This is a genomic window from Comamonas kerstersii, from assembly GCF_008801935.1.
Classification (GTDB): Bacteria; Pseudomonadota; Gammaproteobacteria; order Burkholderiales; family Burkholderiaceae_C; genus Comamonas; species Comamonas kerstersii.
The window spans coordinates 9,189-26,932 of the sequence record NZ_VZOT01000021.1 but is presented as its reverse complement, the minus strand read 5'-3'; the positions used below and the strand labels follow the sequence as shown (position 1 = coordinate 26,932).

18 protein-coding genes and 4 tRNA genes are annotated in these 17,744 nt (G+C 57.9%); 7 read left to right on the top strand and 15 right to left on the bottom strand.

Features of this window, described 5'->3' with window-relative positions; translation table 11 throughout:
- The 6 genes from F7P80_RS16055 to F7P80_RS16030 all read right to left on the bottom strand — a co-directional run.
- Window positions 1–136: GTP-binding protein (locus F7P80_RS16055; protein ID WP_249041504.1), on the bottom strand; the 136-nt coding region annotated here is incomplete at its 3' end.
- A gap of 75 nt (window positions 137–211) precedes the next feature.
- Window positions 212–286, bottom strand: a tRNA-Thr gene (locus F7P80_RS16050).
- Window positions 287–321: 35 nt separating this feature from the next.
- Window positions 322–395: transfer RNA gene (locus tag F7P80_RS16045), tRNA-Gly, on the bottom strand.
- Window positions 396–453: 58 nt separating this feature from the next.
- A tRNA-Tyr gene (locus F7P80_RS16040) sits at window positions 454–539 on the bottom strand.
- Window positions 540–611: 72 nt separating this feature from the next.
- Window positions 612–687, bottom strand: a tRNA-Arg gene (locus tag F7P80_RS16035).
- A 48-nt stretch (window positions 688–735) separates the two neighbouring features.
- A complete protein-coding gene (locus F7P80_RS16030) occupies window positions 736–1,410 on the bottom strand; it encodes a TetR family transcriptional regulator (RefSeq protein ID WP_151046038.1) in 675 nt (224 codons plus the stop codon).
- Window positions 1,411–1,574: 164 nt separating this feature from the next.
- Here F7P80_RS16030 and F7P80_RS16025 point away from each other — a divergent pair, with 164 nt between their 5' ends.
- From F7P80_RS16025 to F7P80_RS16010, 4 genes are all read left to right on the top strand, one after another.
- Window positions 1,575–2,810: an efflux RND transporter periplasmic adaptor subunit gene (locus F7P80_RS16025; protein ID WP_058879708.1), complete on the top strand. Its 1,236-nt coding sequence runs from the start codon at window positions 1,575–1,577 to the stop codon at window positions 2,808–2,810.
- An 18-nt stretch (window positions 2,811–2,828) separates the two neighbouring features.
- Window positions 2,829–5,984 carry an efflux RND transporter permease subunit gene (locus F7P80_RS16020; RefSeq protein ID WP_151046036.1) on the top strand — a complete coding sequence of 1,052 codons (3,156 nt, stop codon included), beginning with the start codon at window positions 2,829–2,831 and terminating at the stop codon, window positions 5,982–5,984.
- Window positions 5,977–7,395: an efflux transporter outer membrane subunit gene (locus tag F7P80_RS16015; protein ID WP_058879706.1), complete on the top strand. Its 1,419-nt coding sequence runs from the start codon at window positions 5,977–5,979 to the stop codon at window positions 7,393–7,395. Before F7P80_RS16020 ends, F7P80_RS16015 begins: the two co-directional genes overlap by 8 nt.
- A 229-nt stretch (window positions 7,396–7,624) precedes the next feature.
- A complete protein-coding gene (locus F7P80_RS16010; protein ID WP_240183999.1) occupies window positions 7,625–8,026 on the top strand; it encodes a c-type cytochrome in 402 nt (133 codons plus the stop codon).
- Window positions 8,027–8,074: 48 nt separating this feature from the next.
- Here the strand turns inward: F7P80_RS16010 and F7P80_RS16005 are convergent, their stop codons facing one another.
- Window positions 8,075–8,605: a DUF2946 family protein gene (locus tag F7P80_RS16005; protein WP_151046034.1), complete on the bottom strand. Its 531-nt coding sequence runs from the start codon at window positions 8,603–8,605 to the stop codon at window positions 8,075–8,077.
- 141 nt (window positions 8,606–8,746) lie between these two features.
- Here F7P80_RS16005 and F7P80_RS16000 point away from each other — a divergent pair, with 141 nt between their 5' ends.
- Genes F7P80_RS16000 through F7P80_RS15990 form a run of 3 tightly spaced genes read left to right on the top strand, consistent with a single transcriptional unit; the run spans window position 8,747 to window position 10,816 of the window.
- On the top strand, window positions 8,747–9,334 hold the full coding sequence (locus F7P80_RS16000) for a LemA family protein (RefSeq protein ID WP_151046032.1): 588 nt from the start codon (window positions 8,747–8,749) through the stop codon (window positions 9,332–9,334).
- Window positions 9,335–9,379: 45 nt separating this feature from the next.
- On the top strand, window positions 9,380–10,273 hold the full coding sequence (locus F7P80_RS15995; RefSeq protein WP_151046030.1) for a TPM domain-containing protein: 894 nt from the start codon (window positions 9,380–9,382) through the stop codon (window positions 10,271–10,273).
- Between the two features lie 3 nt (window positions 10,274–10,276).
- Complete coding sequence (locus F7P80_RS15990; RefSeq protein WP_151046028.1) at window positions 10,277–10,816, top strand: TPM domain-containing protein; 540 nt, start codon at window positions 10,277–10,279, stop codon at window positions 10,814–10,816.
- Between the two features lie 269 nt (window positions 10,817–11,085).
- Here F7P80_RS15990 and F7P80_RS15985 read toward each other — a convergent pair whose 3' ends face one another.
- From F7P80_RS15985 to atpB, 8 genes are all read right to left on the bottom strand, one after another.
- The gene (locus F7P80_RS15985; protein WP_054065863.1) at window positions 11,086–11,502 is read right to left on the bottom strand and encodes a F0F1 ATP synthase subunit epsilon; all 417 of its coding nucleotides are present in this window, start codon (window positions 11,500–11,502) and stop codon (window positions 11,086–11,088) included.
- 75 nt (window positions 11,503–11,577) lie between these two features.
- Complete coding sequence (gene atpD, locus F7P80_RS15980; protein WP_054065862.1) at window positions 11,578–12,987, bottom strand: F0F1 ATP synthase subunit beta; 1,410 nt, start codon at window positions 12,985–12,987, stop codon at window positions 11,578–11,580.
- 34 nt (window positions 12,988–13,021) lie between these two features.
- On the bottom strand, window positions 13,022–13,891 hold the full coding sequence (gene atpG, locus F7P80_RS15975) for a F0F1 ATP synthase subunit gamma (RefSeq protein ID WP_054065861.1): 870 nt from the start codon (window positions 13,889–13,891) through the stop codon (window positions 13,022–13,024).
- Between the two features lie 18 nt (window positions 13,892–13,909).
- Entirely contained in the window at window positions 13,910–15,469 is a 1,560-nt protein-coding gene (atpA, locus tag F7P80_RS15970; protein ID WP_054065860.1) for a F0F1 ATP synthase subunit alpha, read from the bottom strand.
- A gap of 47 nt (window positions 15,470–15,516) precedes the next feature.
- On the bottom strand, window positions 15,517–16,056 hold the full coding sequence (locus F7P80_RS15965; RefSeq protein WP_054065859.1) for a F0F1 ATP synthase subunit delta: 540 nt from the start codon (window positions 16,054–16,056) through the stop codon (window positions 15,517–15,519).
- Between the two features lie 11 nt (window positions 16,057–16,067).
- Complete coding sequence (locus tag F7P80_RS15960) at window positions 16,068–16,538, bottom strand: F0F1 ATP synthase subunit B (protein WP_054065858.1); 471 nt, start codon at window positions 16,536–16,538, stop codon at window positions 16,068–16,070.
- A 35-nt stretch (window positions 16,539–16,573) separates the two neighbouring features.
- Window positions 16,574–16,822 carry a F0F1 ATP synthase subunit C gene (gene atpE, locus F7P80_RS15955; RefSeq protein ID WP_011803767.1) on the bottom strand — a complete coding sequence of 83 codons (249 nt, stop codon included), beginning with the start codon at window positions 16,820–16,822 and terminating at the stop codon, window positions 16,574–16,576.
- A 45-nt stretch (window positions 16,823–16,867) separates the two neighbouring features.
- On the bottom strand, window positions 16,868–17,731 hold the full coding sequence (gene atpB, locus F7P80_RS15950; protein ID WP_054065857.1) for a F0F1 ATP synthase subunit A: 864 nt from the start codon (window positions 17,729–17,731) through the stop codon (window positions 16,868–16,870).
- Between the last annotated feature and the right edge of the window lie 13 nt (window positions 17,732–17,744).

Here is a 17,744-nt window from a genome sequence, read left to right as displayed (position 1 = left end):
CCTTAGCTTCGCCGCCGAAGTGCTTGGACAGCACAGTAGCGATAGCAGCTGTCAGAGTGGTCTTACCGTGGTCAACGTGGCCAATAGTACCCACGTTCACGTGGGGCTTGGTACGCTCGAATTTTTCTTTTGCCATTTTTTCGACTCCGAAAAAAACCAAATGCTAACGAGGTATCGGCGCAACCATCTAACACAGAAGCACCCAAAGAACTGGTGCCCATGGGCAGGATCGAACTGCCGACCTCTCCCTTACCAAGGGAGTGCTCTACCACTGAGCCACATGGGCATAAGCCTGCCTTCCAGCAAACTTATACAAATTATTGGAGCGGGAGACGGGAATCGAACCCGCGTCATTAGCTTGGAAGGCTAGGGTTCTACCATTGAACTACTCCCGCAAACCTTGTGTTTGCGCGCATCGCCTTGCGATGCAAGATATTCAACCACCTCTAAAGATGGTGGAGAGGACTGGATTCGAACCAGTGTAGGCGTAAGCCAACAGATTTACAGTCTGCCCCCTTTAGCCACTCGGGCACCTCTCCGTGAAGATCTCAATTGTAGCACGATTTTTTAGTCTTAAAAAATACTGCTACATATTTTTTAACTTTGGCTCTTGGCGCGGCTGGCGGGGATCGAACCCACGACCCTTGGCTTCGGAGGCCAATACTCTATCCACTGAGCTACAGCCGCTTTCGACGCCTGCTGCACGAGAACCAGTAAAAATCAGCAGGCGCAATTCTAACCTGCACTTTGTCCTTTTTTCGGGAAATTCGCATTTTTTATTGCATCCACACGAAAACCCAAGCCCTGCAAGTAACAAGAGACTGCCAGCATCCCTTCTTCTTCTAGAGCAAAAGGAGCCTGCGGATAAAGCAGCCATGCATGCAAGACGCCACAGAACACGGCATGCAAGCCTCGGGCGGCACTCAGTACAGGCATACGCAGCTCCAGTTGCTGCTGTTCAGCTGCCTGGCTCAGTACATGCTCCATGTGCATGACAAACTCCTGCGCTTCCTGCATACGACGCTCACGCACCGCCAGAAGCTCGCCCACACACTCGGTTTTATGGATGGCAATATCAAAAACTCGCCGGGTATCCTCATCCGTACTGACGCTGTACAACACCAAGCGAAAAGCGTCCAGAACCACCGCCAAAGCAGGGCAATTGCTGTCTGCAATCTCCGCCGCCTGCAATGCCTGCTCAAAAGGCAGCGTGGTTCTGCGCAACAAGGCATTAAACAAATCTACCTTGTCTTCAAAGTGCCAATAGATAGCGCCACGCGTTAGCCCGGCCTCTTTAGCCACTTCAGCAAGCGAGGCGCCGGCCACTCCTTTTTCGTAAAAAACAGTTTGCGCCGCATCCAATAACTGATCGCGTGTTGCCTCTGCGTCTGCCTTGGTTCTACGCACCATTTCCCTTATCCTTTCCTGCACATCCTAGGCGCAACATCTGCTAGCGTTTAAAATCCTCGCCAAGATACATACATGATTGTATGTATATGCAAATACGGAGTTTACTGACTCTTTGCCGCAACGCACTTCAGTATCTTTACGCTGAGTTATCCAGAAGGACTTCCATGAAATCACTTCCACTGAGGCATGTCCTCACATGGCTGCGCTGCGCGCGCCCAGCCCCTTTGGCTTTAGCATGCGCCCTCGCTCTGACCGCCTGTAGCAAAGAAGACCCGGCTCCACAAGCCAGCCAAGGCGCTCCTGCACTGCCTGTCGGCGTTATTACGGTGCAACCCACACAAGTGGGGGTAATGACAGAGCTTCCAGGCCGTGTGGATGCTTCGCGTGTCGCGGAAGTACGCGCACGAGTCGCGGGCATCGTGCAAAAACGCGTTTTTGCCGAAGGCTCGGATGTCAAGGCTGGACAACTGCTGTACGTGATTGATTCAGCGCCTTATGAAGCAGCGCTGCAGAACGCCCAGGCTGCACTGGCTCGTGCAGAAGCAAATCTACAGCAGACCAGCTCGCAGCTCGAACGCTATCGCCCGCTGGTGGAAGCCAATGCCATTAGCAAGCAGGATTTCGTCAACGCAGAAGCCGCACAAAAGCAGGCTCAGGCGGAAGTGGCTGCAGCCAAGGCCAGCGTTCGCAGCGCCAAGATCAATCTGGACTACGCACGTGTAACCGCCCCCATCTCTGGCCGTATTGGGCAGGCGCTGGTCACAGAAGGTGCGCTGGTAGGTCAAGGTACTGCAACACCGCTGGCCGTGATTCAGCAGATTGACCCTGTCTACGTGAACTTCACCCAGTCTGCAGCCGACTCTCTCAAGCTGCGTAAGGCTTTGAGTGATGGACAATACACCTCTGCTGGCAAAGCGGCCACAGAAGTCACAGTGCTGCTCGATGATGGCACGGAGTACGAACTCAACGGCAAGCTGCTGTTCAGCGATATTTCGGTAGACCCCACTACGGGCCAAGTCACGCTGCGTGCAGAAGTGCCCAACCCCAAAGGATTGCTGCTGCCTGGTCTGTACGTGCGCATCCGCATGGAAGCCGCCAAGGCTGATAACGTGATCGCTCTGCCCCAGCAGGCCGTGACACGCACCCAGCAAGGCAATACTGTGACCGTTCTGGACAAGGACGGCAAGCTCAGCACACGCAATGTGCAGATCAGCATGGCGCAAAACAACCAATGGATTGTTCAGGAAGGTCTGCAGCCTGGTGAACAGGTTGTCGTGGATGGTCTGGAGAAACTGCAACTGATGCCACCGGGCACGGCTGTAAAGCCCGTTCCATGGAAGTCCGGTGCTGCAGAGTCTGCTGCGCCCGCTTCTCAAGCCCCTGCAGCCACGGCCAAGTAAGCACGAGGACCTTGTCACATGGCTAAATTCTTTATTGAGCGTCCCATTTTTGCATGGGTGGTGGCGCTATTTATCAGCGTGCTGGGGGCAGTTGCCATCACCCAGCTGCCTATTGCGCAGTACCCACCTGTCGCACCGCCTTCCATTGTGGTGAGTGCAGCCTATCCTGGCGCCTCTGCACAGACACTGGAAGAAAGTGTGCTGGCGGTGATCGAGCGCGAAATGAACGGCGCCACAGGCTTGCTGTACATGGAGTCGGTCGCCCAGTCCAACGGTACAGGCTCACTGACCATCACTTTCGAGCAAGGCACTGACCCTGAACTGGCCCAGGTGGACGTACAGAACCGGCTGGCGCGCGCCACGCCGCGCCTGCCCTCCATCGTGACGCAGCAGGGTGTCACAGTCGATAAGTCCGCATCGGACTTTCTGCTGTTTGCCATGCTGGCCACCTCAGACCCCGAATGGGATGTGGTGCGCCTGGGTGACTACGCATCGCGCAACGTGGTGCCAGAAATCCAGCGCCTGCCTGGCATAGGCCAGGTGCAGCTGTTTGGTACCGAACAGGCCATGCGCATCTGGCTGGACCCCGGCAAGCTGGAAGGCTTCAAGCTGTCGTCTGCTGAGGTCATCAGTGCCATCCGCGCACAGAATGCGCAGGTATCCAGTGGCTCCATTGGTGATCTGCCCAGCCTGCCTGGCCAGGCCATTACTGCTACGGTCACCATCCCCGGCCAGCTCGGTACGGTGGAGGCCTTCCAGAACATCATTCTGCGTGCCAATACAGACGGCTCCACCGTACGCCTCAAGGATGTGGCTCGCGTGGAAATCGGTGGTCAGAGCTATGCCACATCGGCACGTCTGAACGGCCATCCTGCGGCGGGCATTGGTGTGCAGCTTTCGCCCTCCGGCAATGCTCTGGCTGCATCCCAGGCAGTACGCGCCAAGATGGAGCAGTTGCAGCAGTTCTTCCCCCAAGGCATGACCTGGTCCATCCCCTACGACAGCTCAACCTTTGTGTCCATCTCGATCACCAAGGTGGCCCATACGCTGATTGAAGCCGTGGTGCTGGTGTTTCTGGTGATGTTCCTGTTCCTGCAGAACTGGCGCTACACACTGATCCCAACCGTCGTAGTGCCTGTGGCCCTGCTGGGTACGTTTGCAACACTGCTGGCGCTGGGCTTCTCGATCAACGTGCTGACCATGTTTGGCATGGTGCTGGTGATCGGTATCGTGGTGGACGACGCCATCGTGGTGGTGGAAAACGTCGAGCGCATCATGAGCGAGGAAGGTCTGCCTCCCAAGGAGGCCACGCGCAAGGCCATGGGCCAGATCTCTGGCGCGATTGTGGGCGTGACAGTGGTGCTGATCTCGGTGTTCGTACCGCTGGCTTTCTTCAGTGGTTCTACCGGCAATATCTATCGCCAGTTTGCAACGGTGATGGTGGCCTCGATCGCTTTCTCGGCGTTCATGGCGCTGTCGCTCACGCCTGCGCTGTGCGCCAGCTTGCTCAAGCCTGTCAAGGCTGGTCACCACCTGGAAGGCAAGGGCTTTTTTGCCTGGTTCAACCGCAGCTTCGCCAAGAGCGCCAAGCGCTACGAAGGCGCTGTCAATCACATGCTGCACCGCGCAGGTCGCTACATGCTGATCTACGTGGCCATCATTGGTGCCGTGGTCCTGTTCTACAACCGTCTGCCCACGGCCTTCCTGCCCAATGAAGACCAGGGCACGCTGATCGTCAACGTCCAGCTGCCTGCGGGTGCAACCGCTGAGCGCACTGAGGCAGTTGTCGAGCAGGTCGAAAAGTTCGTGCTGGCACAGCCCGAAGTCACCGACATGGTCAGCGTGGTGGGCTTCAGCTTCTCGGGTCAGGGCCAGAACGCTGGTCTGGGCTTTGTCACGCTGAAAAACTGGGGCGAACGCACCAAACCAGGCGAGCAGGCCGAAGCCATTGCCGGGCGAATCATGGCTGCGACAGGCGGTATCCGCGATGCCATTGTGTTTGCACTGAGCCCACCGCCCATCCCCGCGCTGGGCATGTCTGCTGGCTTTAACGTACGCCTGCAGGACCGTGCCGATCTTGGTCACGAAGCACTAGTGAACGCACGGAACATGTTCCTCGGCATGGCGGCACAAAGCCCCATCCTGGCGCAAGTGCGTCCAGATGGACTGGAAGATGCACCACAGATCCGCGTGGACATCGACCGCGAAAAGGCCAATGCACTGGGTGTGCCGTTTGACAGCATCAATGCTGTCATCTCGACGGCCATGGGCTCGTCCTACGTGAACGACTTCCCCAACCGCGGTCGCATGCAGCGCGTCATCGTGCAGGCAGAAGCAGCTGCGCGCATGCAGCCTGATGAGCTGCTCAAGCTCAACGCGATGAACGCTCAGGGCCAGCCCGTGCCACTGTCGGCATTTGCCACCGTGTCCTGGGTAAAGGGTCCTCAGCAAAGCGTGCGCTATAACGGCTATCCGGCCATGCGAATTTCCGGGGCCCCTGCACCGGGCTACAGCACGGGTGATGCCATGGAAGAAGTGCAGCGCCTGATGGCTCAGCTGCCTGACGGCTTTGGCTACGAGTGGACCGGTCAGTCCTTCCAGGAAAAGCTGGCAGGCTCGCAGTCCATCATCCTCTACAGCTTCGCCATCCTGGCCGTGTTCCTGTGCCTGGCTGCGCTGTATGAGAGCTGGAGCATTCCGCTGTCCGTGATTCTGGTCGTGCCTCTGGGTGTGATTGGTGTGTTGCTGGCGACCTTGCTGCGCAACTACTCCAATGACATTTACTTCCAGGTGGGTCTGGTCACCGTGATTGGTCTGTCTGCGAAGAACGCGATTCTGATCATCGAGTTCGCCAAGGACCTGCAGGCAGAAGGCAAGAGCGTGATTGCCGCGGCGCTGGAGGCAGCCCACCTGCGCTTCCGCCCCATCATCATGACCTCGCTGGCCTTCGGTCTGGGTGTGGTGCCACTGTTCATGGCCAGCGGCGCCAGCGCTGCCAGCCAGCGTGCCATTGGCACCAGCGTGCTGGGCGGCATTTTCACGGGCACTTTGCTGGCCGTGTTCTTTGTGCCCGTCTTCTTTGTGGTGGTGCGGCGCTTCTTCAAGGTCAAACCCCATCAGCCGCAAGGCCCTGCCTCCACTGCAGGCAGCACAGCAGAGGAGCATCATGCGTAATTCACTGAGTATTCTGACTCTCGCCGCAGCGAGCACCCTGGCAGGGTGTTCGCTGATCCCAGCCTACGAGGCGCCGCCCCTGCCCGTGCCCAATGCCTATCCGGCTGCTGCACAGGCAGATGCGGCTCCCGTTTCCATGGCATGGAGCGACTATTTCACCGACCCACGCCTGCAGCAGCTCATCCGCATTGCGCTGGAAAACAACCGCGACCTGCGGGTGGCTGCCCTGAATGTGGAAAAAGCACGTGCCCAGTTCCAGATTGAGCGCGCAGCGATTTTCCCCAGCGTAGGTGGCGTAGCCTCCGCCAACCGCGGCAACAGCCAGGTCACTGGGGACCTAGGTAACACCTTCTCTGCAGGTGTGGCCATCTCTGCCTGGGAGCTTGACTTCTTCGGCCGCCTGCGCAGCCTCAAGGAAGCTGCGCTGGCGCAATACTTCGCGACCGATGCCAGCCGCCAGGCCAGCGAGCTGGCCCTGGTCAGCAGCGTGGCCCAGGGATGGCTGACGCTGATTGCGGACGAAGAGCTGCTCGACATCTCGCGCCGCACGCTGGAAACACGCGAAGCCTCCGCCAAGCTGGCACAGCTGAGCTATGAAGCAGGCGTCACGTCGGCGCTGGATCTGAGCCAGATTGAGTCGCTGGCACAGGCGGCACGCGCCACCTATGCCCAGCAAAAGCGCCAGCGCAGTCTGGATGAAAGTGCCCTGGCACTGCTACTGGGTCAGCCCATTCCGGCCGAGATTCTGGCCAGCCTGACCGGCAGCAAGCTGGCGGATATCGCGCCCATGGCCGACATCCCTGCTGGACTGCCTTCGGATCTGCTGGCCCGTCGCCCCGACCTGCGTGCGGCCGAACAGCAGCTGCTGGCGGCCAATGCCAATATTGGTGCGGCACGTGCGGCCTTCTTCCCCAGCATCTCGCTCACCGCACAGTACGGCAGCGTCAGCAATGAGCTGTCGAATCTGTTTAACAGCGGTACCTGGGGCTTTAATGTAGGCCCTACGCTGAACCTGCCCATCTTCACAGGGGGTCGTCTGACCGCGAATCTGGAAGCCAGCAAGGCTGCGCGCGCCATCGCCGTTGCGCAGTACGAAAAGGCCATCCAGACCAGCTTCAAGGAAGTTTCTGACGCGCTCAACAGCCAGTCGGCACTGGCCGAGCAGCAGGCTGCACAGCTCGCGCAGACCGAGGCCGAGCGCCGCCGCCTGCAACTGGCCGAACTGCGCTACCGTAACGGTGTGTCCAGCTATCTGGACCTGCTGGATGCGCAGCGCTCTCTGTTCGCGCTGGAGCAGGCTGACGTGCAGGTGCGCCTGGCACAGCGCCTGAATCAGATCAACCTGTACAAGGCCCTGGGTGGTGGCTGGACACAAGCCAGTCTTGGCAAGCCTCAAGACCACAATCATTGAGGTGCATCAACTCTGCCCCAGAGTGCCTATTCTTTGGGCACTCTGGGTAGAGGCAAAAAAAGCCGACTCGATATAATTTTTCGTTGGTTTTTCCTGCCCACGATCACCTGAGGATGCCATGAGCGAAAAGCACCACCAAGAAGGCCACGCAGGCTCTCACAAAAAATTCAATCCACTGCTTGTTACCCTAGTTCTCGCACTTGTTCTGTGCGTTGGTTTGGTCAGCCTGTTGAAGTCATCGCACGAGCCTGTCTCGCACTCCGCTGCTGCGGAGCTGGCACAGGCCAAGCGTTTGCAAAAAGTTGGCTCGGTGGAGATTCGCTCCAATGTTGACCGCCCTCTGGTCAATGGCGAAGAGGTCTACAAGGGTCAGTGCGCTGCCTGCCACGCAACCGGCGTGTCTGGCGCGCCCAAATTTGGTGATGCTGCTGAATGGGGCCCTCGTCTGGGTCAAGGTTTTGATGCCCTGGTGCAAGCTGCGCTCAAGGGCAAGGGAGCCATGGCCCCACAAGGCGGTGGCAACTTCAATGATCTGGAAATTGCGCGTGCTGTGGCCTACATGGCCAATGCGGCAGGTGCCAACTTCCCAGAGCCACAGCCTGAAGCCAAGGAAGGTGAAAGCGCTCAGTAATACTGCGCTGCACGCTACAAAAAAGGATCCTTTTTCTGGATCCTTTTTTTATGCGCTCTGCATCTGCTGCGGGCTGCGCACAAAGCCAAAACGCTGCGGTAGCTGCTCGGCCTGCGCTTCCTGTACCTCCCAGATACCGGCTTCGATGCACTGGGCCACCTGCAGCATGTCCTGTGAATGCACCAATCCCAGCACGCCATCGCACAGCAGATAGACCCTGCCGTCTTCATCCATCAGGCATTGCTGCACCTGCTGCGCCTGCATGCCTGTGTGTGCGACCACTTTGTCTGCCTCATGCACACGCCACACCATGGGTGTGTTTTCAAGTTCCACATAGACACGCTGCGGGCCGTTCTGAAAAAACCATTCCCCGTGCTCGTTGGCCTCGTAATTGCGGGCAATAAAGGCCAGCAGCTTCTCGTGCTCTACGCGCGTGCCCTTGCTCTGAGGAAATGCGCCCTGTGCCTGGGTCTGCGCATCACGCAGCCACCACTGGCCGCGACTGTCCAGCCCCAGCCAGCCCCAGCAGGCAGGCACATTCGGCCACTTGAGCAGTGCTTGTTTCACGATGTCATCCATGCTTGTGCACCTCTCTTGCAGAACTTGCAAAGATAACCGCAACGCGCCATGCTTGGCACGCTGTTGCCCTACAAACTGCGGCTACGTCCATCCGCACAATGGGCAGCAACTGCTCTGCCTCATCACAAAAGGAAGCACACTATGAAACGCATGCTTGCCACCATGCTGGTGGTCTCCGCGCTCACAGGTTGCGGCTACAACGATTTCCAGCGTCTGGATGAAGTGACCAAGTCCAAGTGGAGCGAGGTCCTGAACCAGTACCAGCGCCGTGCAGATCTGGTGCCCAACATCGTGGCATCTGTCAAAGGTGAGGCCAATTTCGAGCAGGAAACGCTGACCAAGGTCATCGATGCACGTGCCAAGGCCACATCTATTCAGGCAACACCTGAGCTGATCAACGACCCCGCTGCCTTTGAAAAATTCCAGCAAGCCCAGGGCGAGCTGTCCAGCGCACTGTCGCGCCTGATGGTGGTCGCTGAGCAATACCCGCAGCTGCAGGCCAATCAGGCCTTCCGCGATTTGCGCGTGACGCTGGAAGGCACGGAAAACCGTATCACCGTGGCACGCAATGCCTATATCCAGGCCGTGCAGGAATACAACGTACTGGCTCGCAGCTTTCCCACGAACCTGACCGGCATGGTGTTTGGCTATGACCCCAAGCCTAACTTCACCGTGCAGAACGAAGCAGAAATCTCACGCCCACCCACCGTGGATTTTGGCAGCAAATAAGGCCATGCAGCCTGCTTCTGGCTGCAGATAGACGAGGATGCAAACATGGCTTTAACGCTTATATGGCAGGCGCTGACAGCTCTGATTTTTGCTGTTCTTGTCCCCTGGCATGCTGCACTTGCCCAGCCATTACAGCCCGTGCCTGCGCTGACGGCCCGTGTGATCGACCAGACGGGCACCCTGAGCGCAGAGCAGACCGCAGCCATTGAAGCGCGCCTGCGCAGCCTGGAAGAAAAATCCGGCTCGCAAGTCGTCGTGCTCATGGTCCCGACCACTGCACCAGAAGACATTGCACCCTATGCCCACCGCGTCGCCAGCGACTGGAAGATAGGCCGCAAGGACGTTGGTGATGGCTTGCTGATCGTGATTGCCAAGGATGACCGCCGCATGCGCATGGAAGTCGCACGTGCGCTGGAAGGCGCCATTCCTGATCTGGTAGCCGCACGCATCATTGACCAGCAAATGGCGCCCTTCTTTCGCCAGAACGATTACGCGGGAGGCATTCTGGCGGCGATTGACCAGGTGGGCGCCCGGATTGCAGGCGAAGCTCTGCCACCACCGTCGCAACAGCCCAGCCATGCAGACGAGGCTGATCTGGAAGGGCTGGCCATCTTTCTGTTCTTTGGCGTGATGGTGATCGGCCCTGTCATCCGCCGTATTTTTGGCAATAAGCTTGGCGCTTTGCTCGTTGGCGGCGCAACCGGCCTGCTGGCCTATCTGTTTACCGCCAGCCTGCTGCTGGCAGGCCTTGCTGCTGTGGTGGCCCTGCTGTTGACCCTGCTCTCCAACAGCGGCAAGGGCGGTGACCGTGGAGGTAGAGGCCCTTTTATTGGCGGCGGCGGTTTTGGCGGTGGCCGCAGCGGAGGCTTTGGCGGTGGAGGATTCCGCTCCGGTGGCGGCGGCAGTTTTGGGGGCGGCGGTGCCTCCGGGAGGTGGTAAGCCATGACAACGCTCAGTCAACGCATTGCCCGTCTATGGCGCCACCGCTGGTCAGAAAACGCCGTCGCTCACGCTTTCCCAGCACAAGTGCTGCAGCATCTGGAACAGCAGGTTGCACACAGCGAGCGCCTGCACACCGGACAGATTCGCCTGTGTGTGGAAGGCGGTCTGCCCTACAGCTACATCTGGCGCGATGCCAGCGCACGCGAACGTGCCATTGGCCTGTTTGGCAAGCTGCGCACCTGGGATACGGAACACAACAATGGTGTCCTGATTTACCTGCTCTTGGCCGACCATGCGATTGAAATCATCGCTGACCGCGCGCTGGCACGTGCGGTGCCGGAAGCTACCTGGCAGGCGCTGGTGCAGGACATGCGCCAGTCGTTTCAACACGGAGTATTTGCGCAAGGCATGGAAACCGCTCTGGTACGTATGACGGAGCTGCTCGCCACGCACTTCCCACGCGATGCACACACCGCTGTGGAGCCAGATGCAGGTCTGCCGAATGCACCTGTGGTGCAGGGGCGATTTGCCAAAGATTGAAACGTTCTTTTCAACCGCGGCATTCCGAGGCATCACTGCCATCTAGGGAGAGCTGGCGAAAGGATACAAAAGCCGAAAAATTCTTTTCGATCACCCAGAACACGCAGCACTCTAAAAATAAGAGCTTCTAGCGCTTGTAGATCAAGGGTTTCGAATATATTTATCTTTGAAAGCTAGAAGCCACCTGCGCTGGCAGCTCCTTTTTTTTGGTGTAATACACATAAAAAAGCCACCTGGCGGTGGCTTTTTTGGTTCGGCTTTGCAGCAGATCAGTGCTTGCCGCGGAACTTGCGCAGGGCGGCCATCTGGGCTGCCAGCACAGCCAGTTCAGACTGGGCCTTGGCCAGATCCACGTCATTGCTGGCGTTTCTCATGGCTTCTTCGGCAGCCGCCTGTGCAGCGCGTGCTTTTTCTTCGTCCAGATCCTTGCCACGGATGGCGGTGTCGGACAGCACGGTCACACAGTTGGGTTGCACTTCCAAAATGCCGCCAGCCACGAAGATGAACTCTTCGCTGCCATCGGGCAGTTCGATGCGCACGGAACCGGGCTTGATGCGAGAGATCAGCGGAGTGTGCTTGGGCAAAATGCCCAACTCGCCTGCTGCACCAGGCAGAGCCACAAAGCGTGCCTCACCCGAGAACAGGGATTCTTCTGCGCTGACCACATCAACATGGATGGTGTTCATCTTTGCTCCTTGAAAAGGTGGGACTGGGCTTTTTTGCGAGGGAAACCGAGGCTTGCACCCCGGTCTTCACGGCAATTAAGCAGCCAGCTTCTTGGCCTTTTCGAAGGCTTCGTCGATGGTACCGACCATGTAGAACGCCTGCTCGGGCAGATGGTCGCACTCACCGGCAACAATCATCTTGAAACCACGGATGGTTTCGGCCAGAGGCACGTACTTGCCAGGAGCGCCGGTAAACACTTCAGCCACGTGGAAAGGCTGCGACAGGAAACGCTGGATCTTACGAGCGCGTGCCACTGTCAGCTTGTCTTCGGGGGCCAGCTCGTCCATACCCAGAATTGCGATGATGTCACGCAGTTCCTTGTAGCGCTGCAGCGTACCTTGCACCTGACGAGCCACCTTGTAGTGCTCTTCGCCAACCACTTGAGGGTCCAGCTGACGGCTGGTGGAGTCCAGAGGGTCCACAGCAGGGTAGATACCCAGAGCAGCGATGTCACGGGACAGCACCACGGTGGAGTCCAAGTGCGCAAAAGTGGTCGCTGGCGAGGGGTCGGTCAAGTCGTCAGCAGGCACGTACACGGCCTGGATCGAAGTAATCGAACCCACCTTGGTGGAAGTAATACGCTCTTGCAGGCGGCCCATTTCTTCGGCCAGTGTAGGCTGGTAACCCACGGCAGAAGGCATACGACCCAGCAGAGCGGACACTTCGGTACCAGCCAGGGTGTAACGGTAGATATTGTCCACGAAGAACAGCACGTCACGGCCTTCGTCACGGAAGGCTTCAGCCATGGTCAGGCCAGTCAGCGCAACGCGCAGACGGTTTCCTGGAGGCTCGTTCATCTGGCCGTAAACCATGGCCACCTTGGACTCGCCCAGGTTCTCCTGGTTCACCACGCCTGCGTCAGACATTTCGTGGTAAAAGTCGTTACCTTCACGGGTACGCTCACCAACACCAGCAAACACGGACAGACCCGAGTGTGCCTTAGCGATGTTGTTGATCAACTCCATCATGTTCACGGTCTTGCCCACACCGGCACCACCGAACAGGCCCACCTTACCGCCCTTGGCGAAGGGGCAAACCAGGTCGATCACCTTGATACCGGTTTCCAGCAGTTCCTGCGAAGGCGACAGTTCGTCGTATGCAGGAGCCTTGCGGTGGATGGAAGCAGTCGTGGTTTGATCCACGGGACCGCGTTCGTCGATGGGGTTACCCAGCACGTCCATGATACGGCCCAGGGTAGCGGGACCCACGGGCACGCTGATGGCAGCACCAGTGTTGGTCACCATCAGGCCGCGCTTCAGGCCGTCAGAAGAACCCAGCGCAATGGTACGGACGATGCCGTCACCCAGCTGCTGCTGCACTTCCAGAGTCAGGGCCGAGCCTTCCAGCTTCAGGGCGTCGTACACCTTGGGCATCTGGTCACGTGGGAACTCCACGTCCACCACGGCGCCGATACATTGAACAATCTTGCCTTGTACTTGAGCCATTCTTTGCTCCAATCTGTTTGTCTGTTAAAGCCGTTTACACAGCAGCGGCGCCGGCCACGATTTCCGACAACTCGGTCGTAATGGCTGCCTGACGCGTCTTGTTGTAGACCAGCTTCAACTCGCTGATGACGTTGCCCGCGTTGTCGGTTGCGGCCTTCATGGCCACCATGCGCGCCGATTGCTCGGACGCCATGTTTTCCGCAACAGCCTGGTAAACGAGGGATTCCACGTAACGCACCAGCAGATCGTCGATCACGCTCTGTGCGTCAGGTTCGTAGATGTATTCCCACGATGCACCCGTCTTCTCGGCTTGCATTTGCTCGTTCGACAATGGAAGCAGCTGCTCCACCACCGACTCTTGCTTCATGGTGTTGATGAACTTGGTGTAGCACAGATACACCGCGCTCAGCTTGCCTTCAGCGTATTGATCCAGCAGCACCTTGACAGGCCCGATGAGCTTGTCAAGCACGGGCGTATCGCCCAGTGCTGTAGCTTGAGAGACCACCTTGGCACCAATACGGTTCAGGAACGCCAGTCCCTTGTTGCCAATGGCGACGGTCTCAGCAGAAACGCCTGCATCTTGCAGTTCGCGCAACTTGTTGGTGACGGCACGCAACACGTTGGTGTTCATGCCGCCGCACAACCCCTTGTCCGTCGTCACAACGATGACGCCGGCCTTCTTTGCATCTGCATTCACTTTCATGAATGGATGCACGTACTCGGGGTTGGCTTCGCCAAGATGGGCTGCAATATTGCGGACTTTCTCGCTGTATGGACGGGCGGCCAGCATCCGCTCCTGCGCCTTGCGCATCTTGGAGGCTGCCACCATTTCCATGGCTTTAGTGATCTTCTTGGTGTTTTCCACCGATTTGATCTTGCCGCGTATTTCCTTGCCTGCTGCCATGATGGCTCCTCGTCCGAATTAAGCGAACGACTTCTTGAACGCAGCGATGGCAGCGGTCAATTCAGCTTCGTCCTTGCCTTCCTTGTCGAAAGCACGGTTTTGGTTCAGACGGTCCAGCAATGCGCCATGGCTGGTCTTCAGGAACTGGTGCAGACCAGCTTCGAATTCCAGAACCTTCTTCACATCGATGTCGTCCATGAAACCCTTGTTCACGGCGAACAGCGAAGCACCCATCAAGGCAGTGTTCAGAGGCGAATACTGGGCTTGCTTGAGCAGTTCGGTCACGCGTGCACCACGGTCCAGCTGCTTGCGGGTTGCTTCGTCCAGGTCGGAAGCAAACTGCGCGAAAGCGGCCAGTTCACGGTACTGCGCCAGGTCGGTACGGATACCACCGGACAGGCCCTTCACCAGCTTGGTCTGAGCAGCACCACCCACGCGGGACACGGAGATACCAGCGTTAATAGCGGGACGGATACCAGAGTTGAACAGGTTGGTTTCCAGGAAGATCTGGCCGTCAGTAATCGAAATCACGTTCGTAGGAACAAAAGCGGACACGTCGCCAGCCTGTGTTTCGATGATAGGCAGAGCAGTCAGAGAACCGGTCTTGCCCTTGACTTCGCCATTGGTGAACTTCTCAACGTAGTCAGCGTTCACGCGAGCAGCACGCTCCAGCAGACGCGAGTGGAGATAGAACACGTCGCCAGGGAAAGCTTCACGTCCTGGAGGACGACGCAGCAGCAGCGACACTTGACGGTAAGCCACAGCCTGCTTGGACAGGTCGTCATACACGATCAGGGCGTCTTGACCGCGGTCGCGGAAGTATTCGCCCATGGTGCAGCCTGCGTAGGCAGACACGTACTGCATAGCAGCGGATTCGGAAGCCGTAGCTGCCACCACGATGGTGTAATCCATCGCGCCAGCTTGCTCCAGAGAGCGCACCACGTTCTTGATCGAAGAAGCCTTCTGACCAATAGCCACGTAGATACAGGTAACGCCTTGGCCCTTCTGGTTGATGATGGCGTCGATAGCCACAGCAGTCTTACCAGTCTGACGGTCACCAATGATCAGCTCACGCTGACCACGGCCCACGGGAACCATGGAGTCAATAGCCTTGATACCAGTCTGCAGAGGCTGGTCCACGGACTGACGTGCGATCACACCAGGTGCAACCTTTTCGATCACGTCGGTCATCTTGGCGTTGATGGGACCCTTGCCGTCGATTGGCTGACCCAGCGCGTTCACCACACGGCCAACCAGCTCGGGACCAACAGGCACTTCCAGGATACGGCCGGTGCACTTCACAGTGTCACCTTCAGCGATGTGGGTGTACTCACCCAGCACCACGGCACCCACGGAATCACGCTCCAGGTTCAGAGCCAGGCCGTAGGAAGGCTGGCCATCTGCTGTAGCGGGGAATTCCAACATTTCGCCTTGCATCACGTCGGACAAGCCATGGACGCGCACGATACCGTCGGTCACCGACACCACGGTGCCTTGATTACGGATATCGCTGCTGGCTTCCAGACCTTCGATGCGGCTCTTAATCAGTTCAGAAATTTCTGCGGGATTGAGTTGCATGACTCTTTCCTTCTTTCTTTAGTTAGCCGAGACCTCAATCCGCGTACTTACGCAGTGAGGGCCGCTTTCATTTGTTCCAGACGGGCCTTGACGGAGGTATCCAGCACCTCGTCGCCCACCACAACGCGAACGCCGCCAATCAAAGATTCGTCGATCTCTACAGACAGGTTCAGCTTGCGTCCAAAGCGCTTCTCCAGCGCTTCGCCGATGCCTGCCAGCGCAGCATCATCCACAGGGAAAGCGCTGTAGACGATGGCATCCGACGAGCCGTTGCGGCGGTTCACAAGACCACGGAACTGCAGTGCCACTTCGGGCAGCGCATCCAGACGGCCGTTCTCAATGATGACGCGCAGGAAGTTGCGTGCAGCATCCGGCAAAGCCGAACGGGCCACGCCGGTGATGACTTCGAGCACCTGCTCGTTCGTCACCTTGGGGCTGTCAGCCAGTTGGCGCAATTGTGGATCGGCGGCAATCGCCGCCAATTCCTCCACCCAAGCGACAGTGCTGCTCAAGTCAGCGCCGGTGTCGGCGCAGGCTTTGAACAAGGCTTCGGCGTAAGGGCGGGCAATGGTGGCGAGTTCTGCCATATTTGCTTTCCTTACAGCTCTGTCTTCAGGCGGTTCAACAGATCAGCATGAACGCCGGCATTCACCTCACGGCGGAGGATTTGCTCAGCGCCCTTCACAGCCAATGCGGCGACTTGCTCACGCAATGCCTCGCGGGCTGCGACAGCTTGCTGTTCGGCTTCGGCACGGGCAGCGGCAACAATCTTGTTGCCTTCTTCTGTCGCGCGCGCCTTGGCTTCTTCAATGATGGCCTGGGCGCGGCGATCGGCGTCCGCAAGCCGCGATGCTGTCTCGTTGCGTGTCTGGGCCAGTTCTTGCTCTACGCGCTTGTTAGCAGCGCTGAGCTCAGACTTAGCCTTGTCAGCAGCAGCGAGGCCATCGGCGATTTTCTGGGCTCGCTCGTCCAACGCCTTCGCGATCGGGGGCCACACGAACTTCATCGTGAACAGCACCAGGATCAAGAAAACGATGCACTGAACGAACAGGGTCGCGTTGATACTCACGGCAACACCTTTCTTTCTAGGGCGTTGATCGGAGCTTAGGCCAGGACGAAGGGGTTGGCGAAAGCGAACAGCAGAGCGATAGCAACACCGATCAGGAAAGCAGCGTCGATCAGACCAGCCAAGATGAACATCTTGGTTTGCAGTTCGTTGATCAGCTCAGGCTGGCGAGCCGAGGATTCCAGGAACTTACCGCCCATCAGCGCGATACCGATCGAAGCGCCGATAGCGCCCAGACCAACGATCAGACCACAAGCCAGAGCGACGAGACCGAGAATGTTTTCCATGATGACTCCTAGAGATTAAGGGAAAGTTGAAGTGAAAGGGAAAGGTCAGTGGGCTTCATGCGCCTGGCCGAGGTAAATCAGCGTCAGCATCATGAAAATGAAGGCCTGCAGGGTGATGATCAAGATGTGGAAGATCGCCCAGATAGAGCCCGCAATGATGTGCCCCACGGGGAGCAACACACCAGAGAGCGACATGGCAGCCGCACCGCCCATCAGGGCAATCAGGCAGAACACCAACTCACCAGCGTACATATTGCCGAACAGTCGCATACCGTGCGAAACCGTCTTGGCAACATATTCAATGATCTGCATCAGCAGATTGACTACACCCAGGATCAGGGCGAAGACAGGATTCTTAGAAGTACCAAAAGGAGCTGTCACCAGTTCGTGTGCCCAGCCACCTGCGCCCTTGATCTTGACGCTGTAGTAGAAGCACAGCAGCAGCACACCAACCGACAGACCCAAAGTGGTCGACAAGTCAGCAGTAGGCACAACACGCAGATAGGCATGAGGATCACCCTGGACGCCTTGCCACAGTACGGGCAGCAAGTCCACGGGCAGCAAGTCCATGGCGTTCATCAAGAAGATCCAGACAAACACGGTCAAAGCCAGAGGCGCGATGAACTTGCGCGATTCGTTGCTGTGAATATTGGCCTTGGCTTGGTTGTCCACCATTTCCACCAAGATTTCTACGGCAGCCTGGAAGCGGCCGGGTACACCGGATGTTGCCTTGCGGGCACCCAACCACAGCAAGAACAGACCCAGAACGCCGCAGATCACACTGACCACGACCGAGTCGATGTTCACCACCGAGAAATCGATGATGGAGTTCTGCTTGATATTTTGCAGGTGCTGCAAGTGGTGAACAATGTATTCACTTGCGGTTGGAGCGTGCGCGTCGGCTGCCATCGGTGAACTCTTC